This window comes from Amycolatopsis sp. QT-25, from assembly GCF_029369745.1.
Taxonomy (GTDB): Bacteria; Actinomycetota; Actinomycetes; order Mycobacteriales; family Pseudonocardiaceae; genus Amycolatopsis.
Map to the genome: position 1 here is coordinate 4,036,819 of NZ_CP120210.1, position 25,594 is coordinate 4,062,412.

Genomic DNA, 25,594 nt, shown 5'->3' on the forward strand with positions numbered 1-25,594 from the left:
TGGTGGCCGCAGGCCCCAGCGTAAACCCTGACCGGTGGGCGGTGATGTTCGAGGAGATGATCACCCGGATCGCCGGCCGGTTCACCCGCGTCGAACCCCGCCGACGAGCACGAACACTGCTGCTCGGGCTGCTGTCGGACCTGCCGGACAAGAACTGCTGGACCATCTCCGAACACGCCGGCGACGACACCCCCGACGGGATACAACACCTGCTGCGCAAAGCAGTCTGGGACGCGGAGGAGGTCCGCGACGACCTGCGCGACTACGTCACCGAACACCTCGGCGACACCGGTGCCGTGCTGGTCGTCGATGAAACCGGTGACCTGAAGAAAGGCGTTCACACCGTCGGAGTGCAACGCCAATACACCGGCACCGCGGGTCGCATCGAGAACGCCCAGGTCGCGGTTTACCTCACCTACGCCACCGACACCGGCCACGCGTTCATCGACCGAGCCCTCTACCTCCCGAAATCCTGGATCATCGATCCCGAACGTTGCGCAGGCGCCGGAATCCCTACCGACACTGTGTTCGTGACGAAACCCGCGCTGGCGACCACCATGATCGGGCGCGCTCTCGACGCCGACGTCCGTGCACAGTGGGTCGCCGGGGACGAGGTTTACGGCGCCGACCCCCACCTGCGCAAGAACCTGGAAAAGCGCGGTATCGGCTATGTTCTCGCCATCGGCCGCGACCGCCGGGTCAGCACTCCAGCCGGCGTGCTGCGCGCTGACGGTGTCGCCGCGAGGCTGCCCAAGCACGTCTGGCAACGCCTCTCCGCCGGCGCTGGCGCGAAAGGACATCGCTACTACGACTGGGCTTTCGCCGACATCGACACCGACGAGCCCGACGGGCACCGGTGGCTGCTGATCCGCCGCCACCGCACCACCGGCGAGCTGGCGTTCTACCGCTGCTACTCGCCCGAACCCGTGCCGCTACGGATCCTGCTCCAGGTCGCGGGCCGCAGATGGACGATCGAGGAATCCTTCCAGACCGGCAAAGGCCTCACCGGGCTTGATCAACACCAGGTCCGACGCTGGACCTCCTGGCACCGCTGGACGGTCATGGCGATGCTCGCCCACGCGTTCCTCGCCGTTGTCGCGTCCACCGAACGAAACACCGAACCAGCAACCGCCGGATGGATCTCGTTGACCTGCAACGAAATCCACCACCTATTCACCACACTCATCAGCCGACCGATCCTCGATGCCGCGCACCGGATCCGCTGCTCGACGTGGCGCAGACGCCACCAATACCGCGCCCAACAAGGCCACTACCAGCGACAATCGACCCACGAACCATGACCACCACGAACTACGACTGAAGTACTAGGCGAGTTCAAGCGTTACAGCGGCAGGCACGCGCAGCTGTAACACATTCGCGAGGGCGGCAGACTAGTGATGCAGCGCCGACGTCGAGCGGCTACTCGCCAACACTTCAGGAGTTCCTGCACCGTGCAGATTTCCCAGCATCAGCGCCGTCAATCAGAATACGCTTCGCACAGTCGGCCCAGGCGCATCTCTCCTGCTGGCCACGACAATTGGGTGTTCCAGATTTTGAACTAGGCTTCACTGAAACAATTCTTCTGACCGTGTGCGGCAGCAACATGTCATGAAGTTGCATCGGCCGGGATCGGCCAGCCATGGTGATACCACCACTCGCGACCCCGGCCTGCAGGTAAATCCGTCGCACTGTCAGATGTTGCCTTCTGATCAATTGCCGTCGTCGCCGTTTCCGCCACCACTTCGCATAGCCGATCACCTCCACTTGGAGATGGACGGTCCGGACGGGGTGGTCGTGGTCTTGCGACCGTCGGCCGACGCACAGGGCACTCCCGTCAAGAGAGGGAAAGCAAGTGGTCTCAGCTGGGAAAACCGAGCGCGCTGAGCCGTGCGCGCAAGTCCGCGGCCGCGGACTGGTAGCCGAAGGGACCGACGGAACCGTCCGTCGTCTCTTTCAGCCATCGTTCGGCCAGGCGTACCAACTTATTCGCCAGGCCGATGTCCGCTTCGGGGTTCTCCGCGATCCCGTACTCGACCGCCTGCAGCAGGACCGGAGCGGCGCGAAACGCGAACAGGCTGTCTTCCAGCGCTGGCAAGAGACGATGTGGCTGGTAAGGCGGTTCGGCCATGACCTGGTGTACCCAGGTGTGCGCTTGACGCACCCACTGCTCCGCCTCCGAATGCTCGCCCCGGTCCGTCAGCAGGGAGGCGAGGCCGGAGGCGGCATCCGCGGCGAGATAGCGACTGCGGGCCAGCGGCCGAATGTCGCGGTCCCGGTTGTACAGCCGGGACCGGCCGGGAATGACCGACGTGGTGAACAGGTGGACAGCGGCGCGCAGGTCCTCGATGTCGTCCTTACCTGCTCCCAGGAAGGCCGCGTAGTTGTGCAACTGGAAGCTGAGCCCGCTGTGATCGGCCTCTGGGGCGAACAGGTCCACCTCGACGGTGGCCGCGAAGGTGCCCCAGTACCGGCGCAGCGCCCCGCCGGCGTCTATTCCCCGCAAGCCGGTCGACCGCAGCGCGTTGAGCTCGATGCATGCCACCACCAGCAGATCGGCCAGCAACCCGGGATCGATCCGGTTCGCCTCCCCGGCGTCCAGGCAGGCATCGGCGGCGGCCATCACCGCCACGGCGGACTCGGGCCTGACGTGCCCGGCGTGCCGCTCGGCACTGGCCTGCTGTACCGCCAGCCGCAGCCTGCTGTCCACCACGACCGGCTCGTCGGGATCGAAGGCCTGATCGAGCAGTTCGGACAGACCGCGGACCAGGTCGGCGAACTCCGGCCCGGCCAGCCAGGCCGATGGTGCGAGCAAGCCCATTTGCCGGATGATGCCCATCACCGCCAACACGAACGCGCGCCGCGTGAACAGCGGCATGCTGGCCAGTTCGCCGGGCTGGGGCAGCCGGAACGGTACCGCCATCGCTTCGGCCAGCGCGTTCCCGGTCTCGTCCCTGCCGGGCAGCGGCCCTCGCCCGTACGCCCAGGTCTCGACCAGCTCTCGAACCAACCCGGACGAGGGGACCATGGCGTAAACTTGCTCCTGGCCCGGGACTCGCTCGGTCACCCAGATATGCGCGACCCCGTCCGGGGTCCCCATCTCCACCAGCAACCCGATCAGCTGGTCGACCACTCGGTCGCCGACACCGCTGCCGAGGCCGGTCGGTTCTTCGTCGCCGACTCCCGGCAGAATCCCGGTGACGTTGAGCCGGGCAGCCGCGATCCCGTCGAGGAACCCCAAGTCCTTGGGGCGCATGACGGGATCCGGAGAACGCTCGGCCGCGACGGCGCCGATCTCGCACCTAGCCCTTGCTTGCTCGGCGAGCCGCGGCGCCAACGAAAATTGCGGCGCCGCGAGCGACGCGCGCTGAATCACCCGCGCGGTGAGTGCCGCGGACACCAGCGCGGGCTGCGACCGGTACACCTCGATCGCAGCGGCGGACCACGCGGCGATCCACTGCATGGGCGGGAGTTCGCCGCCGTCGGCCGTGCGCAGCATCCCCAACGCGGTCCTGATCGCCTCGGCGACCGGGCCGAGCAGCACATTCGTCGCGGTGAGCACGACCGCCGCCTTGGTGTCCGGGCCGAACCGGTTGACCGTCGCCGCGACGATCTCGTTGGGCAGCGTCCCGCCGTCGCCGGGCAGGACCGCGCGGTCGTGGACGGACCACTCGCCCTCGCGCTCTTGGTCCCGCAGCCGAGCCGCGGCGGCTCTCGTCGGCAGAGGGGCGCCGCGAGCGATCTCCGAGACGGTGATCGCGCTGAAATCGCAGACCCAGGTTAGCGGATGGAACGGGTTGCACTCGGTGGGGACGCCGAACAGCGGCGCGACCTTGCGGGCCAACCGGGCGGGTACCAGTTCCGAGCGCTTCTCGACCAACTGGGGCACGACCGCGGGCAGCAACACCATCCTGCATTCCACCTCTCCGCTAGACCAATTGTGTCACATCGGGCGGAGGCGCCGTCGCCCCTGCCCAGGCCGTGACCTGGTCCATCACAGTTCCATCACCCGCTCGCATAAAAACCTATGTAAGTGTAGAAAGTTTGCCATGTCTTCCCTTTTGTCCCCCGTTCGGTCTCCCCGACCCTCGTCCGAACTGTCCACCGAGGTGGTCCGCGCGGCCTTCGACGAACTACGCGAAGTCCGTGAACAACTCCATTCCAGCCACCGAGTCCCGCGTTGCGACCTCCGCCTGATCCTGCGTGAGCTGCGCTATGGCCAGGCGCCGCCCGAAGAGGTGGAGTCGCACACCCGGCTCGTGCTCTCCGGCGACTGCGTGTGCCGGGACCTGGTGGCCGACGTACTGCATGTCGTCACGACCTTCCTGACGGAGCGCGGCGCCACGATCACCAATCCGCCCGGCGCGGTGCGCGTCCACGTGCGCAAACGCGTACACGACGTACTGCGGTCCTACCGCTGCGCGCGCGGCGCCCAGGCCAAGCCCAAGCAGGCACGCGGCAACCGCTACGGGCGAGCGCTGCCCGACGAGGAGCACCGCGCGATGTTCGGGCACCTGGTCGACGAGGCGGGCTACTCCGCGCCGCTGCCGGGAGACGGCTACCTGGTGCGCAGGCTGGCGGAGCGGTGTGCCTCCGAGTTCGACAAGCCGGTGCCGTACTACCTCGAACGGGTGCCCACGATGCTGAGCACGATCCGGCGCGTATGCAGCACTGGCGCCCGGGTCAACGTCGGCACCAGCGCCTCTCCGGAGTACGTGACCTGGTACGACGCCTACATCGATCGGCCGCTGGGGCGCAGGCCGGACACGACGGTCATCTCGCTGTCCGAGGACGGCGCCTCGCCATGGGGCTGCGATCACGTCGCCGACCCGAGCGCCCAGTCGGCGTTCGCCGCCGTGGAGGTCAGGGACGCCGATCCCGACCCGGACTCGGTGGTGATCGACACCGTGGTGACCCGGCTGGCCGAGGTGCCGCCGGACGATCGGGAGGCGGACCTGCGGTCGGTGCTGCTCGGTTTGGCCGACGGCGGATTCCTGCCCCGGCAGCGAGCGGAGTCCCTGCTGTCCGACCAAGACGAAATGGACAACGTGATGTCCCAGGTCCAAGCGGTCATCGAGGCGCAAGGAGGAAGAGTGAACAGTGGCTGACGCATCCACTTCGCACCAGGAGGCACTCCGGCTGGCCGCACGACTCCGGACGAGCCCGGACCTGATCGACCTGGCGACGGCGGCCGAAGCGGGGATCGACCTCCTTTACGCACTCGAGGCCGACGCCGGCACGGAGGATCTGCGCCTTGTGACCGGCTTGATCGGATTCGCCGTCCGCGCCGCACCCGCCCACCCGTCGCTCCCCCAGTGGTGGGGTGAACTCGGCGTCGCGCACGGGTGGATCGCCGAGCAGACCGGCTCCGCGGCGGAGTACGGCACGGCGATCGCCTGCTCGCTCACCGCGGTGTCCGCCCCACAGGCTCCGCCGGAGGTGGCCGAGCGGGCCGCCGTGGAGGCGGCGAACCTGACCTGTTCCCTGCTGCGCTCGGGCGAGGTCACCCCCGGGCGGGCACAGCAGCTGATCAAGGCCCTGGACGCGATCTCACTGTCCTGGACCGATGCCCTGAACGCCGTGCACTTCGAGTTCGGGCGGGCGTGGACGCTGCGATGGTCCTACCCGCTGACCGCGGACGTCGCGGAACTCTCGCGCGCCGCCGACATCCTGCGCCAAGCGCTGACCGCACCAGTGCTGGCGGAAGCGACAGAGGACCACACCGACGGTTTGGATCTCCTCATCACCGTTCTCGAACACCTCTACTTCGCCAAGCATGATCCGACGCTGCTGGAAGAGGCGCTCGTCGCCGCGGTGAAGGTGCGCGAGCTGCTGCCCGAAGACCACGAGTCGCTGCCCGAAGCGCACGGCGTCGTGGCCGCGATCGCCGACGAGATCTTCTGGAGCAGCGATGGCGAGGCGAGCGCGATGCTGGAAACAGCGGTCACGTCCTTCGCCGCCAAACGCGCCACGATCGGCTTGGACGACGACGAGACCGTCTCCTACGCACTGCTGCTCCAGGTACGCGGATGCGACGAGGAGGACGTCTCCGCGTTGTCCGCCGCTGTGGAGATTCTCGAGACACCTGAGCGGGCGCAGGGGGCGGAGGTGGTGCTCGCGGGCCTGCACGAGCTTCTGATCCGTTTCGCGGGTTCACCACACGCTTGGCAGACCATTGACTGGGCGAGCCGCGCGCTGGCCCTTGACGACCTCGGCCCCGAAGTCGTCACCCCCTTGCACGGCAGCAGGATCATCGGCCTCGCGGCCGCGCTGGAGGCGTTCGGTGGAGACGAGGTCGCGGCCCGGTACGACGTCGGCGCCATCCTCGCCGATGCCTGGACCGAAGCACTGGCGGGTGACGGCGCCGATCGTGCGGAGCTGGGGTTTCAGACCGCCCGGCTGCGCAGCCAGTGGGTGGCCGACAGGTTCCCGCTCGACACGGACCTGACGCAGGCCGCCACCGTCGAACTCGCCGATGCGCTGCACCGGGTGCGTCCGCATGCCGATGAAGACCACGAGCCGGGGCTGGCCGCCGCGGTCACCGTGGTCGAGGACTGGGTTCCGGTTCTCATGGGTGAAAGGGATCCGGGCCCACTCCGCGCCGCGTTGCAAGATCGTCGTCGCCAGGGCTCGACCGACGCGGACAACATGTTGACGTGGTTGGACCGGTGCATCGCGCTGAAGGCGACGCTCGACAGCGGGCAACCGGCAGGACCGCACCTCCAGGAAGCGTTAGCGGGCCTGAGTGCGCTGATGCCGAACTCGGAGCAGGAAACCGGCGCAGGTGCTTTGGCACGCCTCTTCAAAGCGTTCGCCGAGACGGCCGGCGGCGACACCGCCACGCGGTCGGCCGCCTGCCTGAAAGTCATCAGGCTGTGCGACGAACTGCCGCCGAACATGATTTCGAGCCCCCTCGTCCGGCAGATGCGCGGTTTGGTCGCCGCCCGGCTGGCCGTAGGCGGTCACGACGGCGATCAAGCCGAACCCGCCATCGAAGACTTGGAACGGGTACTGGAGAACCGAGACGGTCATTGGCCGGAGGCCGACACCCACGTCGCCGAGTCTCTCGGGCAATTGCTCCGGCGACGCGGCGGCCCTGGGGACGCCGAGCGCAGCAGGCGACTGGGGCTGCGCGCACTGGCCTGGCAAACCTGGTACGTCCTGACCCGGCCTGACCGGGACCGCGGCGGCCCGACACCCAGGTTCGCCCACGTCGTGGGTGATTGGTGCCGGGAAGACAACGCGAACGACGATCTCGTCCGGGTCGTCGAGGCCGAGCGAACTGTAGCGCTGGCACGAGGTACCGGAGCCGCGTTGCTCCACAGACACCTCGTCGATGCCGGGCGTGCGGACCTCGCCGAGGAGTGGGTGGCCGCGAACGAGGCCGACGCCCCTTGGGCGGCCCGGCACCCTGATCTGGTCTCCCGACTGTCCGAAGGGGACGAACAGGCCCTGGCCGAGCCGCTGGGACCGGAGGAGATCCGCCCCTTGTTGCGTGGCCTGGGGTTGGACGCCCTCGTCTACCTCGTGCCCCGTAAGGCGACGGCCGGCGGGCTGATGGTAGTCGTCCCGGCCGAGGGCGCGGCGACCAGTGCCCAGTTGCCGTTGCTGACCGAGGAGTGGTTCACCAAGAACACCTCGGCCGAGCCTGCCGCCCTCGGCGGCTGGGCCTGGCTCGCGGGCGGCGCGGCCGTACTGGCCGCCGCCAAAGCCGTGGCACCGGGGAGAGTCCCCCGTGTCGCGGTGGTACCGGGCGGCATGCTGAGTTCGGTGCCTTGGGCCGCGGCTTGGCGCGAGACGGGCGCAGGTCGCACACATCTGGTCGAGGACGTCCAAATCACAGTCGTCCCTTCGGCGCGCCTACTCGCCCGTTCCTCACCTGCGGGCGGCGAACCAGTGATCCTGCGAGGTGACTCGGATCTCGACGAAGTGAGCAGCCTGCTGGTCAAGGGCACGCGCTCGGTGGTGAGCGAGATCTGGCCGGTCGCGGACGATTCGGAGCTGATCTCGCTGTTCCGGCACTACCTCGGCGAGATGACGGCGAATCCGGCCGCCGCACTCCGTGAAGCACAGCTGCGGATGTTGGAGAACCTTGGCGACATCGCGCGCTGGGGCGGATTCGCGCACTTCGGGGGATGACGATGCGGCCGTCCGTCAAACGGGACTGTGGGACTGAACACCGAGGAGCTCAAGTGGATCGCGATGGCGACCGCGGTGGCCGCGCTGCTGATCGTGGCCGCGACCAGGTTCGCCGCCGCGATCAGGCTCCGGCGGCACCGGAACCTGATCACCGACGCGCTGGAGCGCATGTGCGCGCTGCTGCCGGAGCCGTCCACCAAGCCGCGGCTGCAGGGTTTGGGCCACGACGTGGTGGAGGTGCTGGCGCGGCAGGACATCGCCGCGTTGGCGTTGCGTGCCAAGGACTCCCCCGCCGCGGAGAGCACGGAGGGCCTGGCCTTGCTGATCTCTGCGGATGCGGTGACGACGACGGTCGAACCGATCCACGCGGACCGGCCGGACGACAGTGTTTGGGAGGGGACCGCCATGGCACCGAGCGTGGGTGAACATCCTCAACTCAAGGAAATCACCGAGCAGATGGGCCGCAGCAGCATCCGTCAGGTCGCGATCGGCCGGATGGTCCTCAGCGAAGGCGACCGGTTCGGTTTCCCCGGAGCCGAGGCCAAGGAGTCTCTGTCGGCGGCGCTCGATCGAGCACGGCTCGCCGTACACGACGCCGAGCGGCTGGCCGAAGACGAGGGCCCGCTGGCCGCACTCGCCGCGTTGACCGCGATCACCATTCCCGTGCCGGAATCGGGGTTCCCCGGCCAGGCGGTGGCGGACGAACTGCGCACCCAGGTCAACACCTTGGCCCGGCTGGGGATCCGGCACCACACCGCCTTATCGCACTACAGACAGGCCGAGAGTCGAGAGGAGCGGCGATGACCAGCCCCACCTCGGAGGGAACCTACGGCAAGCGCGACCGGCGCATCGACCGGCGGCGCGGCCGCCGTGACGGCAAGCGCCGCACCCCCGCCTACAACGACGTGCTGGCGATGATCTCCCAGGAAGGCGCGATCACCGCGCCCTATCCCAAATACCTCCAATGCATCGCGCTCGACGAGATGGCCGAGCAGCTGGCGGACTACGTGAAACAGAACAAGCCGCGGTTGGAGGCACTCGAAGTCCTCCGGCGGCAGTACGCGAACACCAGAACGGAGCTCGACCGCGCCACCGACGGTGTCACCGCCGCGGAGGTCCCGCTCACGGAGGCGGAGCTGATTCCGCGCAGCCGGGCCGAGACCCGGCCTGACCAGGCGGTCGTGCTCCGCAGCAGGCGTGAAGCCGCGCGGGCGAGGCGGATCGTGGCAGCGCATGACGGGGAAGCCTCGCTGCACCGCGAGCTCGGCGAACTGGACGGCCGGATCGCCGCCGCCGAGCAGGTGATCCGTTCCGACTTCGTGCTCGCACAGACCCGGGCCAAACAAGTCAGCGCCCGCAGCGCGATGCGGGTCAGCGCGTACTGGGAGCACTTAGTGCTCGCACACGCGGAGGGCATCTACCTGGCCCCGGCGATCAGGTACACGAGCCAGGTCCTGCCCTCGTGGGTGTACGAATCCCCGACCGGGGAGCCGGAAACCCTCGGGCAAGGGGACTACGAACTGCTGCACGTCATCGAGCACGTCCGTCCGACGACGCAGGAATCCGAATCCGAGGCCGGCATCGAGCCGGAGAAGCACGAGAAATCCGCATGAAAATCAGGAAATCCCGGATTGAACGGCTCCCGCGTTCGATCGAGAAGCGGCTGCGCGACCTGCAGAAGCGGGAAGCACCCGACATCGCGACGGCACAACTGAAGAAGGACATCGACCGAAGGCTCGCGGCGCTCGGCGAGGGCGCCGACCCGGCGGCGAGCATCAAGAACTACGTCTCGGCGCACAAGGCCGAGTGGACGCTGAAGGTCAAGGACGAGCACAACCGGCGGCTGACCGAGATCGGCGGCCTGGCGACCGAAGCCCACGCACTCGTCGAATACCGCCGGATCCTCTGTGAGGATCAGCGGGACGTCCTGGACGACCTGGATTCCGCGGTCGCGCACGCACTGGAACGGGTGACCGACCCGGACGCCCCGTACCACGAGCCGATCCGCAGAAGCGAACGCAGAGGCGGGAAGAAATGACCGATCCAGGGCGACCGATGACGGTCCTGTCCCAACGCAGGCGTGTGATCCGCGGAGATGCCTCGCTCATTGTCGGCCTGCCGTGGACCACCGGGTTCCAGTACCTCGTGCTACTGGCCGCGGCCGCGGTGGACGTCGTCGCCTTCAACCAGATCCTCACGCAGGCGATCGACGAATATGAGGAGGTGCTCTGGGGGTTCGTCGGCGGATTCACCGTCGTCTGCCTCGCGCTCTCGCACACCGCGGGCAAGCAGTGGAAGGAGTCGTCGCTCCAGCGTCACGCGCCCAACGCGCGCTCCATCGCCCTGGTGTGCGGCGGGGTCTGGCTGGCGCTGGGGCTGATGGCCTTCCTGTTCCGCTGGTTCTACGTCGCACCGGTTTCCGGCGGTACCACCGTCGAGGTCGAGAGCCAGGCGCAGTCGCAGGTGTCCGACAACGCTGCACAGGGCAACTACCTGTCCGCGCTCTTGTTCCTCGTGCTCTATCTGGGCACTGGCGTCCTGTCCGGCGCCATGGCCTACAAGCTGCACAATCCGGCCGCTCAGCAATGGGCACGAGCGGTGGCCAAACGCGCCAAGGCGGCGACCCGGCTGGCCGAGCTTGAAGCAGGGCTGGTGACGGCGGAAGAGCTCACCAAGCAGGTCGGGGAAATGCGGCAGCGAGCCGACCAGGACATGGTGCTGTTCCTCGCGCTGCCGGACAGCGCGACGGCCAAGGTCCTCGCCGACACGGAACTGAACCTGCTCGGCCGCGGCATGGCCGTCGGCGAACACCGGCAGCAGATCACCGGCGCCGATGGAGACAACCAGAACGGGAAGGACCGACGATGACCTCTCTCCGGTTCCGCGGAGACGGCGGACGCCTGCTTCACGGCGTGGTCGCGGCGACCGCCGCGGCCGCCCTGTTGACCGCGTGCAAGGAAGACCCCACCGTCCCGCAGGGAGACAGCCCCGGCCCCCAGCCGGGTGAATGCGTTGCCGCCACGGACAAGCCGGTCAGCCTGGTGGTGGGTGCGCGGATGGGCAGTCAGCGGCCGAACGTCGCCGCCGAGGTGAAGGACCTGTTGTCCGGCGCGGTAGCGCGTCAGCAGGGCGTCCAGGTGTTCCGGGTCGACGGCGAGCCGTCGCGCGCGGTCAAGGTCTCCCCCGTGATCGACGGCAAGAACGAGCCCCAGCGCAAACAGCAGGTCGCGACCGCCGTCCAGCAGATCACCGCCGCCGTCACCGACCTCGGCGCGAAAAAGCCGGAGGCGGACGGTCTTTCCGCGTTGTCACAGGCGGCGAAGCTGACGGACGACGGCGGCACGATCGTCTTCATGGACTCCGGGCTCTCCACCGCGGGCGCGGTGTCGTTCCTCAACGGTGGCATGTTCGACGCCGACCCCGGCGAGGTGGCGAACTTCCTCGCCGCCAAGCAACTCCTGCCTGCCATGCAGAACAAGACAGTGCTCCTCGTCGGGGTCGGCCTGACCGCCGAGCCACAGCCCGCGCTGGACGACAACCTCCAAAAGCGGGTCACCGCGCTGTGGGAGGCCATCGCGGCGAAGGCAGGCGCCAAATGCTCGGCGGTGGTGCAGGTGCCCAGCAGGCGGGAGGCCGCCAAGTCCGACCAGCCGGTCTCGAAGGTCGCGCTGCCCGCGCCGGTGGTGTTCCGGGCGTGCGGTACGACGGTGTTGCAGGACAGCGGAACGGTCGGCTTCCGTCCGAACAGCGCGGAGTTGCGGGACGAGACGGCCGCGCAGAATACCTTGCGGGAACTCGTCTCCCAGCTGACCGCCGGCTCGCAGAAGGTGAGTCTGATCGGTAACACCGCCACCTTCGGCCCACCTCAGGACAGTGCGACGCTCTCCAAGCAGCGGGCCGAGACGGTGAAGACACTGCTGGTCCGGGCGGGGATCGCCGCCGAACGCGTCGACACCGTCGGGGCCGGGCAGACCGGCAAGTACCACAAACCCGACATCGGCTCGGACGGGGCGCTCGACCCGGTCCTGGCCGCGCAGAACCGGTCCGTGGTGGTCGAAATGTCATGCGCCGGATGAGGCTCGAGGTGGTAGCGGGGTGACCGCACCGGACGGTGCCCCGCCGACGGTGTCCGATCCGGGGCGGGGTCCGTCGGTGCCGCAGGGAGGGCCACCGACGGAGGTCGACCCGGGACGGAGCCCTCTCGACGGGGGCGCCCAGACCGAGGTCGAACCCGGCCGCACCCGGCCCGCCGGTGTGCGACCGGACCTGCCCGCCCGGCTCGCCGAGCGGTTCAGGATCGAACTCGACATCACCGGGTCGGGCAACCAAGCCGACGTCTACCACGTGGTCCGGCGGGCCGACGACGCTCAGCGGGTGCTCAAGGTCCATCGGACCGGTTGGCGACCGGACAACCGGGTCGTCGAGTTCCTCCGGCAGGACTGCCCCGAGCATGTCGTCGGCTACGAAGAAGCCGGGGTGGAGGAACTCGACGACCGGTTCTACGCGGTCATGCCGCATCTGACCGGCGGGAACCTGCTGGACATGCGCAACCGGGCGCCCTCCGGACTCGCCCCGGACGTCCTCACCGAGGTGGTGCGCCAGGTCGCGTCCGGTCTCGCCGGGATCCACGCGGCAGGCATCGTGCACCGAGACCTCAAACCCGCCAACATCCTGGTCGCCGCCAGGGAACCGCTCACCATCGCGATCGCCGACTTCGGCATCTCCATCCCGGTGCCGGCGGGCGAGGCCTACACCGACGATGCACGGGTCGGCACCCTCCCCTACACCCCGCCGGAGTTCGTCGTCGGCCAGGTGCGCCCGGCCTTCGACTGGTGGTCCTTGGGTGTCTGCGTGCTGGAACTCGCCACCGGGCAACCACTTTTCCCCGGTATCGACGAAGCCCACATCATCCGCTCGCGGATTATCTCGCGCCCCCTCGACACCGGCGCGGTCGCCGACGACGGCATCCGACTTCTCTGCGACGGCCTGCTGACCATCGATGTGGAAGAACGTTGGGGTGCCGAGGAAGTCGCAGCCTGGCTGCGCGGCGAACGGCCCGAAGTCAGCGCCACCGCGCGGCCGTCCACACGAGCCCCTTCCGCGACGCGGCCCTATGTCTTCGTCGGACGTGAGTACTGGGACAGACAGGACCTCGCGGCCGATCTGATCAACGACTGGGGCCTGTCGCTCGCGGTGCTGTGCGGGGACGACAGCGAACCGCGGAACAGGTTGCTCACGTGGCTGAAGTCCTTCCCCGACAACGGTGTCCGCATTCCACCGCCGCCGCGCCGAGCACCGGCCGACGTGCGGCTGCTGCACCTCATCCGCGCGGTGGACCCGACTTACCCGCCCTGGTACCGCAGGTGGAACATCACGCCCGGCCACCTCGCCACGCTCGCACAGGAGGGGTACGAGGGCACCATTCCGAGCACGGACGTCGTCACCGAACTGTGGGACCACGACCTGTTCCGACTGCTCCGCACCGGCGGCTCGAACCAGACCATGGCGAGCGGGCTGGGGCTCGCCGAGACCAGCGGCCGATGGCGAACCGAACAGGAGCGGCTGGCCGCGCACGCGGCCGCCGTGCCGGACGTCGACGCACGGCGGGCCGCGGAGCGCTTCCTTCGCGAGGAACGAGGGCGGGCCCTGTCACTGGCCCTGCTCGCCGCCACCGCCAACACGGAGAACAGGCGGGAAGTCCAGCGCAGGCTCGACGAGCAGGCTCGGACCTTTCGGCTGAGCTGGTTCTCCACGCTCGTCATCGATCCGGACCATCACTGGGTGGCGATGGCCCTCGCCTCGCACGCGGAAGCGGAGTCGGCGCGCCTCGCCGACGAGGAGCGTGCCCGCAGAGCGCATGAAGATTGGTTACGCCGTACCGAAGGCCTGCGCGACTGGTCACGCAGGCAGAACCGCCCGCAGGCGCTCAGCCACGCCGCCGCCGGGGTCGCCGCGATCGCCGCGTTCCTCTTCGCGCTCGTCGGACTCGGCGATGTGGCCGACGTCGCCTCGGAAGCCCAGATCGTCAGCTCCTGGGTGGGTGTGGTGGCCGCGCTGGTACTCGGCCTCGTGTCGGAAGGCGTGCTGGCCTGGGACAGCGGCGGCCGGTTCCACCCCGCCTATTCGCTGCTCGGCGCGGGCCGGGTGGCGCTGGGCAGGCTGGCGAGGAGCCTCGTCGCCCGCAGGATCGCAGGCCCGGCCTTGCTGGCGGCGGTGGCGGCACTGGTCGTTCTCACCGTCTTCTCGCCCGTTGTCACGCCTTTCCTGGTCGCGTTCCTCCTGCCCCCGTGGGCGTTCCAGCGATACCTCGCCTGGCGGGCCCAGGATCGCCACGAGCACGAGATCCTGGCGCGCCCTCGTGAAGGCCGTCCGTCACCTAATCGATGAGGAGGTTGCCATGAGTTCTGGAACAGTGGCCGTCGCACCTGTCGGCCTTCCCATCGTCGCGGCGGGAGCCCTGGTCGCGGGAGCGCTCGCGGTGACAGCCGGCGCCGTACTGGTGGCCAGGGCGGTCAACACCGCCGCCGAAAGTGCGGTCAAGGCGATCGGCGAGTCGGGTGCACGGCTGGAGGCCGAGATCGCCGCCATCGAGGCGACGGAGGAGGCCGGGCAGTGGCGTCGGCGCGCGGTGGCCGACGTCGTGGCGGTCAACGCCCGGCTGTGCCTCGTCCGCGAACGTGCCAAGGCGGCCGGGGTGGCGCTGCCCGTCCCGCGACCGCTCAGGCTCTCCGCTGAGCTCAGCGCCGCTCGCGCGGTGCAGTGGGTGTCCGAAATGGACGGTGAGATCACTCGGCTGAACAGGCAGCTGGACGCGGCCGCGCCGCCGCTACGGGTCACGATCACCACGAGGACCAGTGTGGCGGCGGGCGACATCTCCGCCGAGCTGGTCCGCCACCGCGACGCCGCCGCGGATCGGCACGTCAAAAGGCCGACGGTCGTCGCCTCCTCGTCGATCACCGACGTGATCGGCCTGCTCGACCCGGACGCCACCGCGCGGGAGCGCGACCAGGTGCTGGCCGATGCCGCCGCCATCCCGGGCCGCGCCGAACAGTCCCCGTATCTCAGCAGCCTGCGATCCAAGATCGTGACCAGGCTCAACCCCGGCATCGAGCGGCGCAGGCTGGCCGCCACCTGGTTGTCGAGCCTGGAGGACGGCCCGCTCGCCGAGGTCGTCGCCACCGTCGACCCGCCCACCCCGCTGCGTCGCACGGTGGCCGCCCTGCGCGAGGTCGTCGCGGGCACCCGTGACCTGAGCCCCGAACTGCGCGCCGAGGGCGCCTGCCTGATGACGTGGGCGGAGGACGTGGCCGGACGTGCGTTCCTGCGCGACCTGGTCCGCAAGTGCCTGACCGAAGACGGTCACGAAGTTCTGGAGACCTTCGAGGGCGAGGAATTCACCGGGCTCCGCCTCGCCCGCCCCGAATGGGGGGATCAGCACTCCACCGTGGTCCGGGTGCGCGACGGCAACATCATCGAGCACCACCTCGAAGCCACTCGCATACCCAAGAGCGACAACGACAAGGCGGTGGACGAGGAGCGGTGCGCGATCACGAACGCGGGTATCGAGTCCGTCGCGACCGCGGCGGCCGCGGCCGGGGTGCGGATCCGGCTGGAAGAAACCGCGCCGCAGGTTTCCGGGCATGCGCTCGACGAAAGCACTTACGTGGCAACGAAATACCGACACAAGGACGGCAGATGACCATCGACTCCGAAGGCCGCCGGATCCCCGCGTTCGCGGGTGAGATCGCGGGCACGCTGGCCGTGCACTCGCAGTACGTGCTGCACGGCAACATCCGGGACTCCTTCCTCGTCAGTGACGGCGGCGCCCTGCAGATCATGCCGATGCTCCCGCTGCTGTGGCATGTGCTGCGCCCCGCCGGATTCGACGCACTGGTCACCTACGACGCCGTGACGGGGGTCGACGTCTACCCGGCGACCGACGAGGCACGCCGTGCCGTGGACGACGTACTGGGCAACAACGTCCGTGGCAGGCGCCCGTCACTGGAACGGCTGCGCACACATCTGACCAAGGTGGTGGGGGTGGCCGAGCAGGCACCCTTGGAGACCAACAACGCCCGCCCCGCGGCCGGCGGGCAGGTCGTCAAGGCGGGGCGGCCCGCCGCACGGCTCGCCTTCGTCGTCGATCACGCTTCCCGGCTCGTCCGTTCGCCCGCTCAGCTCGACGAGGGCGAGCGAGACCAGTTCCTGTTCTTCCAGAAGCTCGCGCTCACCGCGTCCCGGCACGAATACCCGGAGTGGCCGCGCGCCCTGTACAACCCGATCGTCTGGCTGGTGGAGGGTGAGCGAGACCTGCCGGTCTGGTTCGCCGCCGGGATCGAGGCCATCCGCACGGTCGCCGCCCCGATGCCGACCCTCGACGAACGCCAGGACATGGCCCGTCAGGTCATTCCCATGCTTCCCAAGGCCACAGTGGAGCCGAAGCCGGGCCGAGTCGCACCCGAGGAAGAGATCGCCGGTCTCACCGAGGGCATGACGCTCGAGTCCCTGCTCAAGATCGCCAGACTGGCGACCGACCGTGACCTTGGCGTGGACCGCATCGCCGACGCCATCCGGATCTTCAAACTCGGCATCGACGACAACCTGTGGCGTCGCACCAGTGTCCGGACACAGATCACCGAGGGCCAGAAGGTCATCGCCGAGCACGTTCTCGGCCAGGAACGGGCGGTGAGCAAGACACTGGACATTCTCAAACGCGCGGCGCTGGGACTTTCCGGCGCCCAGGCGGCGAATCCGGGCCACCGGCCGCGGGGTGTGCTGTTCTTCGCGGGCCCCACCGGAGTGGGCAAAACCGAGCTGGCCAAGCGAGTCGCCAAGCTGCTCTTCGGCGACCCTCATGCCTACCTGCGGTTCGACATGAGCGAGTTCGCCGCCGAACAGGCCGCGGACCGGCTCATCGGCGCGCCTCCCGGCTATGTCGGCTTCGAGGCGGGCGGCGAGCTGACCGGAGCGGTGCGCCGCAGGCCGTTCCAGGTGGTGCTGTTCGACGAGATCGAGAAGGCACACCCGCTGGTGCTGGACAAGTTCCTGCAGATCCTCGAAGACGGCAGACTCACCGACGGCCAGGGCATGACCACCTACTTCTCCGAGTGCGTACTGGTGTTCACCTCCAACCTCGGAATCATGAAGACCGACCCGGACACCCGCACCACTCATCGGTTGATCGAGCCGGGCGCCCCCTACCCGGAGCTGGAACACAGCGTCCGCACCGAGATCCGCAACCATTTCACCACCGAGCTCAAGCGCCCCGAACTGCTCAACCGGTTCGGCGACAACATCGTCATCTTCGACTACATCAGCCCGGAGGTGGCCCTGCAGATCTTCGAGCTGCAGCTGCGCAACGTGGTCGCCAAGGTGCATGCCGAACTGGGCGTACGGCTGGAGCTGTCGGCGACCCCGCACGCGCAGCTCGCCCGGCTGTGCACGTCGGACCTCGAGAACGGTGGCCGCGGTGTCGGCAACCTGCTGGAGAGCAACCTGGTGAACCCCTTGGCCAGGAAGCTGTTCGACCAGAACGCCGGGCAGGGCGATCTGGTCGAGGTCATCGAGGTGCATCCCGGCGACAGGGATCAGGGCCCCACGCTGACCGCGCGGATCACTCCGGGCGGCGCTTGATGAGCCGAGTGTGCTCACAGGACAGCTCGGAGATCTTCGACGACGAGGTCTCCCTGTGCCCGAAACACCTGTGCCACCTGGTCGAAGTCAGCGAGCAGGTACCGCCTCCACGGGACGGCCGCGACGACGTGTCCGGCCGGGACACCGAGCAGCGGACGCAGTGGAGCCACGACCGCTGCTGGCATTGCGGGGAGGAAGCCGCCGCGGGCAACACGCAGTGCACGAAGATGGCCTGCGGTCGTTCACTGACCCCGCCACACCTCCATATCAAGTTTGCGGGCGGGGAAGTCGAGCTCTCGGCGGGTGTCCGCGCCGAGCTGGGCAGGCTCGGCGAATACCAGCGCCTGTTCCAGAGCTACCCGAACGTGTCCCGCGCCCACGCGGTGGTGCAGGTCCGCACCGACGGGACCGCCTGGATCGAGCCGCTTCCCACCCCGAACGGGACCTTCCTGAACGACGTCGAGATCCAGCCCGCGCTGAGCCGCCGGTTGGCGTCCGGCGACCGGATCCGGTTCGCCCGCAACGCCGAGGGCTCGATCACCCTCTACGAACGCTAGCCAGGAGAACTCGCCGTGACTCATCCCCCGCAGAACTCGTTCGCAGCGCGGGTGTTCGGTCGCCGCCGTCCGGTGGCGCGGCTCGAGCCGCGTCTGCCCGTCGCCACCGAAGAGCCGCGCACCCCGGCCGCGGTGCTCATCGCCGAGGCGAGCGCGCGCGGGGAGGCCGACGCCCGCAACCACGTACGCGACGGCTGGTCGTTCACCGACCCCTTCCTCGCCGTACAGGATGCCGAGGCGGGGAACGAGGACTACGTGAACGTCCTGCGTCAGCGGTGCCGGGCCGCGGTCGCGTCAGCACGGGACCGCCACCTCTCGGTACTGAATCAGACCGCGCCGCTGCGGGCGCGGCGGGACGAGGCGCGGCAGCGGATGGCGGGCGCGCAGCTGAACATGAGCCGCCTCGCGGGGCAGGAGGCATGGCTACGGGAGCCCGACCTGGACCGGCCGCCCGCCGCCGAGGACACCCCTGCCGCGGAGCAGGTGCCCGTGGACGATCCGGTATGGGAAGGCGAGACCACGGCACTCGGAATTTGGTGGCGGGTGCTCATCCTCGCCGGTATCGTCGCCGCGCTCAGCCCGTTGCACTTCCTGGTCTATCAGCATTTCTTGGGGAATGCGCTGCCCGGCGCCGCCTGGGCTCTCGGGATATCGTCGGCGTTGCTGATGGTGCTGGGGCCACATGTCACCGCGCTCATGGTGCGCTCCGGCCACGCCACCGGCAGCGACGGTGCCCTCACACCGGCGGCGGCGGTCCTGGCGCTCGCCTGGGCGACGATGGCGATCCTCCTCGGCATGGTCGCGGCGGCCGTCGTCGGTGTCGACCGGGTCCGGCTGGCTTCCCTCGACATCACCGGCACGACACTGGTGGTGACGTTGACGGCCGGTTTGCTGGTCGGCGGCTCCGTCTCGTTCATGATCGGCCTCGCCCGCAGACACCCGTTCCAAGAGGCCTATGCGGAGAACCGGCGCCGTTTCGAGGCGCTGGACGAGGAGCTGCAGCAGGTGGTCCTGCGGCTCGATCCGGGTTTCGCGGACTTCGGCGCGGTCGTCCCGGAAAACGACGACCGCCAGCCGGAGACCCTGATCGAGGCCATCCAGGCCGCCTACCGGGCGGCGGAATACGCCTACTTCGACGCTCTGTCCGCCACCATGGGTGACGCGGCTTTCACCGAGGCCGTGGAGCACCGGTTGAGCGTCCTGCGTCAGGAGGAGATCGGATGAGCGCCTGGTTGTGGATCAGTCAGACCCACTACCCCGTCCACGCACTGGGCCCCGGGAACCGGCTGACCGTGTGGGTGCAGGGTTGTACGTTGTCCTGCAAGGGATGCATGTCGCGGGACACCTGGTCCGCCGACGGCGGTGTGGAGACCTCGGTCGAGGATCTCGCCGAGCTGTGGCGGTCCGCGGTCGGACAAGGTGCCGACGGATTGACGGTGAGCGGCGGGGAACCGCTCCAGCAGGCCGATGGCCTCTCCGCCTTCCTCGCCGCCGCGGACGAGGTCCGGCGCGGTGCGGCCCGGGAGCTCGATTTCCTCGTGTACACCGGTTACGACGAGGACGAGCTGGACGAACCGCGGCGAGCAGCACTCTCACTCGCCGATGTCGTGGTCTTCGGCCGGTTCGAGGTCGCCAACCCGACCGAGCTGGTGTGGCGGGGATCGGCGAACCAGCGGATGGTCCCCCGGACCGAGCTGGGCGAGCTCCGCTACGCCGACTTCATCGACTATGCGCCCGAGCAGGGACCACTCCAGATCGAGGTGCGCGGCAACGACCCCTGGATCATCGGCACACCCCGCAAAGAGGCGCTGCGCAACCTCGACCGGTCCTTGAAAGGTGTCGGGCTCCGAATCACCGACACCACCTGGCGCCCCTGAGGCGTGATCGCCGTCCAATCACGCATGATCGCCGCCCAAGCACACGTGATCGCCCTCCAAGCACGAACAGGACGGCCGGGCAGCCCGACATGGCGAGAAGCGGTCTAGTCCGACGTTCGAGGTGATCATCCACCCGCTCCGGAATAGGCACTTGTCACCAATTCCGGTCCGGTCCATCGAATCCGCGGAAAACGGCTCCTAGCTTCGGTTTTACCGACGCAATCATGAATCCCAGGAGCCTTCCGATGGCCGAGAACGACTTCTTCCGCACTGCTCCCGACGAGGTCCGGCGGCTGGCGAGCCGGGGCGAACTTGCCGACCGCGCGGCCATCGCCCGCGGCGACGCCCGCAGGTGCCTGCGGGCGTCCGTCTTCGAGATCGCCCAGCCGGTCGTATTCCGGAATCTCACCAGAAAGCTGGAACTCAAACGCGGCCACGACCGCTGTGCCGTAGCGGTCCACAATCTCGCCGACAGGTGCCTGGACCGCTTCCACGACGATATGGAGGCCGTTGTCCACGACGTGTTCCACAACGCGCGCATTCCCATCACCTCACTGGAGGGCTGGATCCACAGCCGTCTCTCCTACGCCACCGTCGACGGCTACCGTCGCCGCCGCAGCGAACGCGGTGCGCTGCAGCGCCCCAGGGTCCCTCGCTGGCTGGCGGCCAAGCTGGACGAGGACCCGATGCTGACCGCGTTGGCCGTCGACATCTTGGAGTTCGCCGGCTCTGACATCGCCATGGGCCCCGGTATCTGGCCGACCGAGCAGTGGGCCGAGTACCGCGTGGCTCGCGGCAGCGATCCCGCGACCGCCCTGCAGGTGGTCGAAGAGGCGACCGAGGTGGTGCTGACGGCCATGCGCGCCCGGCCAAAGTGGTATGCCGACTACGTGGAAAGACCTCTGGGACACAAGCGATTGCTGTCGGTCTCGCTGTCGCGGTTCCCGTCGGAGGACGGCGCCGACCCGGCCTTCCGTCTGGAAGAACCGGACGCGCTCGCAGAGCGGGCGGCGATCGCGATGGCGGCGATCGACCGCCGGATCGCCGGCGGCGAGGTGCCCGAAGCCGTTGTGGTGGAAGTGGTGTCGTCGGTGTTCCACGACGAGCCGTGGACCGACGGCCCCACGGCGGTGGGCCGCGTCCTCGCCGCCGTGGCCGCCCGGTGAAGAAACGTCCGTCCGTCAAAGAAGAGAAGACGCGATCGAGGAGGCTGCGTGGAGAACGGACCGGACGCCCCGGCTGAGGTGGAAGTCGTCACCCGCTGCCGGGCCACCGTGGACGCGATGGCCGCGGGCGCGGTCGAATCGACCGACGTGTCCTCTTTCTTGGCCGAGCTGAACACGCTACCCGAGGGACACCCCCAGCGCAGCGAACTCGCGGCCACGATGGTCACCCTGCTGACCAAGGGCGGCGGCGCACCGCCCATGAAGACCATGAGCGATCTCGGTGCGCTGCTGAGCATGGTGGACACCGCGCCGCCGCACTTACTGGCCTGGCCACAGGCGCGAGACTCGGGACGCGCTTTCCAGCTCGCACACGAGGTGCAGCACCGGGAGGTCGACGACGCCGCCGCCATCGCCGAGCTGGACGAGCTCGCGAACAGGCAGGCGGACGCCCCGCCCACGCTGAAAATGATCGAGGCCGCCCGCAGAGCGGTACGGCTCAGTACCGCCTTTCACCGGGGTGATCAGAGCAGCATCTCCGACGCGGCGAAAGCGCTGGAGGACTTGATCGACCGAGCCGGCGACGTGCCGCAGGCTGCACCTCTCCGGGAAATGCAAGCCACGATGCGGGACTATCTCCGCACGATGCACACCGGCGACTGGGGAAAGGTGCGAGACCTCCTCGGCCGACTGGGCAGCAACGCGGCCGCCCTTGGCCTGGACCCGACCGACTTCGCGCTGCCAGTGGAGGGCGAAGCGTTACTGAACCTCGTATCCGGTCCCGAACCCGACCACAGCGAGCTGACCACCGACGAAATCATCCGGAAGTACGCGGGTGTCGATGCGGGAGCCGGGGGCAAACTCGCCGCGACCATCGCCCTGCTACGCGGCGGCGACGAGACCGACCTGATCCGAATCGACCGCGCCATCGAACTGACGAGGGAGGCGGCGGACGAGCCCGGCCCTCTGCGGGACGCCGCCCGAAACGGGATCGCCCTCGGTCTGTGGCAGCGGGCGGAAGTCCTCGGCACCACTGAAGGCCTCGACGAGGCCCAGCAGGTACTCGAAGACCTCATCGATGACATGCGTGGCCGCGGTGGCCCGGCCAACCGGCTGTGGACCGACGTCCACCACATGCTCGCGCAGATCAGGCGGCGGGTGGGCAACCGGCGCGAGTCCGACGTCGCGGGCCTGGAAGCCATGTACCGGTTCGCCCACCAGGCCCTGGTGGAGTCAGATCCGGCCGTGGCCAGGATCGGGCTGCGGGAGGCCGCCACCTCTGGCATGGACTTCGCCCGGCAGTGCTTGGTCACCGGGGACTACGCGCGCGCGATGGACGCGTTGGACGCCGGCCGCGGCCTGATGCTGTTCGCCGAGGTCGAAGTGCTCGACCTCGTACCGAGGCTGCGGGCGGCGGGTCGCGATGACCTGGCCCGCCGCTGGGAGGTCGAAGGACCGATGGCCTCGGGACTGCGCGCCGAGGCCATCGAGGTTCTGGTGGCGGCCGCGGGCGGGGTCGACAAGCTGCTCAAGCTGCCGACGCCCTCGGAAGTCCGAGCCGCACTGCGGGCCGTGGACGCGGACGCCCTCGTCTACCTCGTTCCCACCGAAAATCAGCAGGGGGGAATGGCCCTGGTGGTACCGCGTGAGGGGCCGATGGCCTACCTGCCACTGCCTTACCTCCGCGTACGAAAGGAGGCTGAGGCCGAGGGATACCTGGCCGCGTTGTCGGAGCTGTCCCGCGAGCTGTCCCCGGCCGCGCAAGCGCCCTTCACCGACCGCCTGGACGAGCTGTGCGAGTGGGCCTGGCGAGTGGCCATCGGCCCGCTCTTGGAGCGCTACTTCACCCGTGACGCGGAGAAACGCGACCGGACACCGCGGATCGTGCTCATCCCGATGGCGGAGCTGGCGGCCATCCCCTGGCAGGCCGCGCGCAACGCGGAGGGCACTTATGCCGTGGAGCTGGCCGCGTTCTCCCAGGCGGTGTCGGCGCGTGAGTTCTGCGCCAACGCCACCCGGCCACCGGTACGGCTGACCTCGACCGGCCTCGTCGTCGGTGACCCGCGAACGGAAGGTCTCCCACGGGATCTGCCCGCCGCCCGGCTGGAGGCCTTCGAGGTGCACAAAGCGTTCCTGCGCGCGGCGAAGTATGTGGGGCGCCGCCCGAACGGCTCGGTGAGTCCGTCGGGGCCGGGCACCGCCGAGCAGGTGCGGGCCTGGCTGGCCGCCGACAAACCACAGGCGGGAGCGGTCCTCCACCTCGCCTGCCACGGCCAATTCACCTCGGACGAGCAAACGGCGAAGGCAAGCCTGCTGCTGGCGCCCGATCCCGCGGGCGGCCATGGCGAGCTGGGCGCGGACGAGATCGTGCGGCTGCTCAACAGCAACCCGAACAGGCAGATCGGTCTCGTGGTGATGGCCGCGTGCCACACGGGCCGGTCCATCCACGGTTACGACGAGGCGTACAGCCTCGGCACGGCGTTCCTGGCCGGCGGCGTCCGCACGGTCCTCTCCACGCAGTGGGCGGTGCCGGACGAGGCCACCTCGATGCTGATGTACCTGTTCCACCACTACCTGAGAACGGAGCGGCTGCCGCCGTGGCAGGCGCTGCGCGCGGCTCAGCTCTGCATGCTCCGCCCGGAAACGCCCGTGCCCGACGCCATGCCCGCCCACCTGCGCGAGCTCGTCGGCGGCCGCGAGCACGCCGGGGTCGTCGGCTGGGCCGGGTTCATCCACGGCGGTCATTGATCAGCCCAGACCGGAGGAGACCGGATGTCCTACACCACCGAGACCATCGACGAGCTGCGCGCCCGGCTCGCGGGACTCACCGGACCCGCCAGATCGGAGCCGCTGGGCAGCCTGGCGCAGAAGCTGTATCAACGCATGATGGCGGCGCCGATCGAGTCCCCCTCGGCGCGGGCAGACTTGGAGGAGGCGATCCGCTGCGCCGACGAGATCTACGGCTACCACCGCGAAGGCGACCCGCAGCGGCCGCAGGTCGCGGCGTTCCTGGGGTTCCTGCTCGGCTTCCGCGATTCGCAGGTCCGGCACGGAGGCGAACGGCCTCGAGCCATCGCGCTGCTCGAGGAGGCCATCACACAAGGAACGTTCACGGCGTCCTATTCGGCGATCCTGCGTGTGGTGCTGTCGACGCTGCTGATCACCAACTCCGAGCAGCGGCTGACCGAGACGATGTCGCTGTCGCCGATCGACATGCTCGCCGGGCGGCGCTCGCCCGCGGCCGACCCGAACCTCGACCGCGCCGAGCAACTCCTGCGGACAGTGAGCCAGACGGCTGGAGTGTCGACTGACGTCTTGGACATGGCCGAGCTGATGCTGCAGATGTGCGGGCTGATGAAGACCATGCACGGCATCGGGGCCAACCCCTTGGACCTGTCCGCGATGCAAGGCCTCTTCATGCGGTTCGCCGACATGAAGAAGCGATTCGACGCCGGTGGCACGGGTGTCGTCGGGTTGATGCGCACGGTGCTGGAGCCGGGAGCGGGAATCCTCGACGTGCCACGTGACGAAGTACCCGTGATCATCATCGAAGACGAAGGGGAAGAAGGTGCGAACGAGCCGCGCGGGCTGACCCCGGCTGTCGACCCGCCGCGACCTGCTCGACATGACCTGATGCGTTCCCTCGTGGACTTGCTGTCCCTCGAACAGGACGGCTGGAACGAGACGGCCCGGCTCCTGCTGCCGGACTCGGCCGCGCCCGATGTCGAAACCGTCGACGACGCCATCGCCTTGGCCAGTGAGGTCATGGAGAGCGACGATGCCGAACTGTCCGAAGAGGACACCGCGCTGGCCCACTTCGTCTACGCCACGTTCTTGTGCTTGCGACAACGCGCGGACTCCCACGGCGACGGCACCGACTCCGAACTCGGCGCGCAGGCCTTGCTGGCCGCCGTGCGCGCGCTCCCGGCCGGCCACTCGGCCCTGCCGGTGGTGCTGCGCTCGTTGGGTGCCTTCCTCTCCCCCGGGCGGCCGCTCGCCGGACTGGAGACGGTCGCGGCCGGATTCACCGGACGCCTCGACGCCGCACTGGCCACCGGGGAGCTGGGCGCGGACCGTGCGGCGGAACTGCACGCCCTGCGCTGTGCCTGCCGGGCCGCGTTCGCCGCGGCCGAGCTGCGCAAGGCGATCGAGGGGCTGCCCGCGGACTACCCCTGGCCCGTGTCGCTGAAGGCCGCGACCCAACCGCTCGGCTGACGCGCAGCGTGAA

18 protein-coding genes are annotated in these 25,594 nt (G+C 69.0%); 17 read left to right on the plus strand and 1 reads right to left on the minus strand.

Features of this window, described 5'->3' with window-relative positions; translation table 11 throughout:
- Nucleotides 1-44: 44 nt before the first annotated feature.
- Nucleotides 45-1,301: an IS701 family transposase gene (locus P3102_RS18845; RefSeq protein WP_276360430.1), complete on the plus strand. Its 1,257-nt coding sequence runs from the start codon at nucleotides 45-47 to the stop codon at nucleotides 1,299-1,301.
- Between the two features lie 557 nt (nucleotides 1,302-1,858).
- Here P3102_RS18845 and P3102_RS18850 read toward each other — a convergent pair.
- Nucleotides 1,859-3,907, minus strand: coding sequence for a hypothetical protein (locus tag P3102_RS18850; protein ID WP_276360432.1), 2,049 nt, complete (start codon nucleotides 3,905-3,907; stop codon nucleotides 1,859-1,861).
- Nucleotides 3,908-4,046: 139 nt separating this feature from the next.
- Between P3102_RS18850 and P3102_RS18855 the strand changes: the two genes are divergently transcribed.
- The 16 genes from P3102_RS18855 (at nucleotide 4,047) to P3102_RS18930 (ending at nucleotide 25,581) form a co-directional block, all read left to right on the plus strand.
- Nucleotides 4,047-5,105, plus strand: a complete 1,059-nt coding sequence (locus P3102_RS18855) for a hypothetical protein (protein WP_276360433.1) — start codon at nucleotides 4,047-4,049, stop codon at nucleotides 5,103-5,105.
- Nucleotides 5,098-8,136: a CHAT domain-containing protein gene (locus tag P3102_RS18860; RefSeq protein WP_276360434.1), complete on the plus strand. Its 3,039-nt coding sequence runs from the start codon at nucleotides 5,098-5,100 to the stop codon at nucleotides 8,134-8,136. Before P3102_RS18855 ends, P3102_RS18860 begins: the two co-directional genes overlap by 8 nt.
- 27 nt (nucleotides 8,137-8,163) lie before the next feature.
- Nucleotides 8,164-8,940, plus strand: coding sequence for a hypothetical protein (locus tag P3102_RS18865; protein ID WP_276360436.1), 777 nt, complete (start codon nucleotides 8,164-8,166; stop codon nucleotides 8,938-8,940).
- Complete coding sequence (locus tag P3102_RS18870; protein ID WP_276360437.1) at nucleotides 8,937-9,749, plus strand: hypothetical protein; 813 nt, start codon at nucleotides 8,937-8,939, stop codon at nucleotides 9,747-9,749. The genes P3102_RS18865 and P3102_RS18870 overlap by 4 nt, the downstream gene beginning before the upstream one ends.
- A complete protein-coding gene (locus P3102_RS18875; RefSeq protein WP_276360439.1) occupies nucleotides 9,746-10,174 on the plus strand; it encodes a hypothetical protein in 429 nt (142 codons plus the stop codon). The genes P3102_RS18870 and P3102_RS18875 overlap by 4 nt, the downstream gene beginning before the upstream one ends.
- Before the next feature lie 44 nt (nucleotides 10,175-10,218).
- On the plus strand, nucleotides 10,219-11,004 hold the full coding sequence (locus tag P3102_RS18880; RefSeq protein ID WP_276360440.1) for a hypothetical protein: 786 nt from the start codon (nucleotides 10,219-10,221) through the stop codon (nucleotides 11,002-11,004).
- Complete coding sequence (locus P3102_RS18885; RefSeq protein ID WP_276360441.1) at nucleotides 11,001-12,212, plus strand: OmpA family protein; 1,212 nt, start codon at nucleotides 11,001-11,003, stop codon at nucleotides 12,210-12,212. Before P3102_RS18880 ends, P3102_RS18885 begins: the two co-directional genes overlap by 4 nt.
- A gap of 19 nt (nucleotides 12,213-12,231) precedes the next feature.
- Nucleotides 12,232-14,523, plus strand: a complete 2,292-nt coding sequence (locus P3102_RS18890; protein ID WP_276360443.1) for a protein kinase — start codon at nucleotides 12,232-12,234, stop codon at nucleotides 14,521-14,523.
- A gap of 10 nt (nucleotides 14,524-14,533) precedes the next feature.
- The gene (locus P3102_RS18895) at nucleotides 14,534-15,835 is read left to right on the plus strand and encodes a hypothetical protein (protein WP_276360444.1); all 1,302 of its coding nucleotides are present in this window, start codon (nucleotides 14,534-14,536) and stop codon (nucleotides 15,833-15,835) included.
- Nucleotides 15,832-17,769 (plus strand): AAA family ATPase, encoded by a 1,938-nt coding sequence (locus tag P3102_RS18900; protein WP_276360446.1) that lies wholly within the window; start codon nucleotides 15,832-15,834, stop codon nucleotides 17,767-17,769. Before P3102_RS18895 ends, P3102_RS18900 begins: the two co-directional genes overlap by 4 nt.
- An 8-nt stretch (nucleotides 17,770-17,777) precedes the next feature.
- Nucleotides 17,778-18,326: an FHA domain-containing protein gene (locus P3102_RS18905; RefSeq protein WP_276360447.1), complete on the plus strand. Its 549-nt coding sequence runs from the start codon at nucleotides 17,778-17,780 to the stop codon at nucleotides 18,324-18,326.
- A gap of 15 nt (nucleotides 18,327-18,341) precedes the next feature.
- On the plus strand, nucleotides 18,342-19,550 hold the full coding sequence (locus tag P3102_RS18910) for a hypothetical protein (protein ID WP_276360449.1): 1,209 nt from the start codon (nucleotides 18,342-18,344) through the stop codon (nucleotides 19,548-19,550).
- Entirely contained in the window at nucleotides 19,547-20,203 is a 657-nt protein-coding gene (locus P3102_RS18915; protein ID WP_276360451.1) for a 4Fe-4S single cluster domain-containing protein, read from the plus strand. The genes P3102_RS18910 and P3102_RS18915 overlap by 4 nt, the downstream gene beginning before the upstream one ends.
- Nucleotides 20,204-20,448: 245 nt before the next feature.
- Nucleotides 20,449-21,369, plus strand: coding sequence for a hypothetical protein (locus P3102_RS18920; RefSeq protein ID WP_276360452.1), 921 nt, complete (start codon nucleotides 20,449-20,451; stop codon nucleotides 21,367-21,369).
- Nucleotides 21,370-21,417: 48 nt separating this feature from the next.
- A complete protein-coding gene (locus P3102_RS18925; RefSeq protein ID WP_276360454.1) occupies nucleotides 21,418-24,114 on the plus strand; it encodes a CHAT domain-containing protein in 2,697 nt (898 codons plus the stop codon).
- Between the two features lie 24 nt (nucleotides 24,115-24,138).
- Complete coding sequence (locus P3102_RS18930; protein ID WP_276360455.1) at nucleotides 24,139-25,581, plus strand: hypothetical protein; 1,443 nt, start codon at nucleotides 24,139-24,141, stop codon at nucleotides 25,579-25,581.
- Nucleotides 25,582-25,594 lie beyond the last annotated feature (13 nt).

Excerpts from the sequence above, each read along its gene's own strand:
- P3102_RS18845 (WP_276360430.1), top strand. The coding sequence starts at position 45 with ATGTTCGAGGAGATGATCACCCGGATCGCCGGCCGGTTCACCCGCGTC.
- P3102_RS18850 (WP_276360432.1), bottom strand. The coding sequence starts at position 3,907 with ATGGTGTTGCTGCCCGCGGTCGTGCCCCAGTTGGTCGAGAAGCGCTCG.
- P3102_RS18855 (WP_276360433.1), top strand. The coding sequence starts at position 4,047 with ATGTCTTCCCTTTTGTCCCCCGTTCGGTCTCCCCGACCCTCGTCCGAA.
- P3102_RS18870 (WP_276360437.1), top strand. The coding sequence starts at position 8,937 with ATGACCAGCCCCACCTCGGAGGGAACCTACGGCAAGCGCGACCGGCGC.
- P3102_RS18875 (WP_276360439.1), top strand. The coding sequence starts at position 9,746 with ATGAAAATCAGGAAATCCCGGATTGAACGGCTCCCGCGTTCGATCGAG.
- P3102_RS18885 (WP_276360441.1), top strand. The coding sequence starts at position 11,001 with ATGACCTCTCTCCGGTTCCGCGGAGACGGCGGACGCCTGCTTCACGGC.
- P3102_RS18895 (WP_276360444.1), top strand. The coding sequence starts at position 14,534 with ATGAGTTCTGGAACAGTGGCCGTCGCACCTGTCGGCCTTCCCATCGTC.
- P3102_RS18900 (WP_276360446.1), top strand. The coding sequence starts at position 15,832 with ATGACCATCGACTCCGAAGGCCGCCGGATCCCCGCGTTCGCGGGTGAG.
- P3102_RS18915 (WP_276360451.1), top strand. The coding sequence starts at position 19,547 with ATGAGCGCCTGGTTGTGGATCAGTCAGACCCACTACCCCGTCCACGCA.
- P3102_RS18920 (WP_276360452.1), top strand. The coding sequence starts at position 20,449 with ATGGCCGAGAACGACTTCTTCCGCACTGCTCCCGACGAGGTCCGGCGG.
- P3102_RS18930 (WP_276360455.1), top strand. The coding sequence starts at position 24,139 with ATGTCCTACACCACCGAGACCATCGACGAGCTGCGCGCCCGGCTCGCG.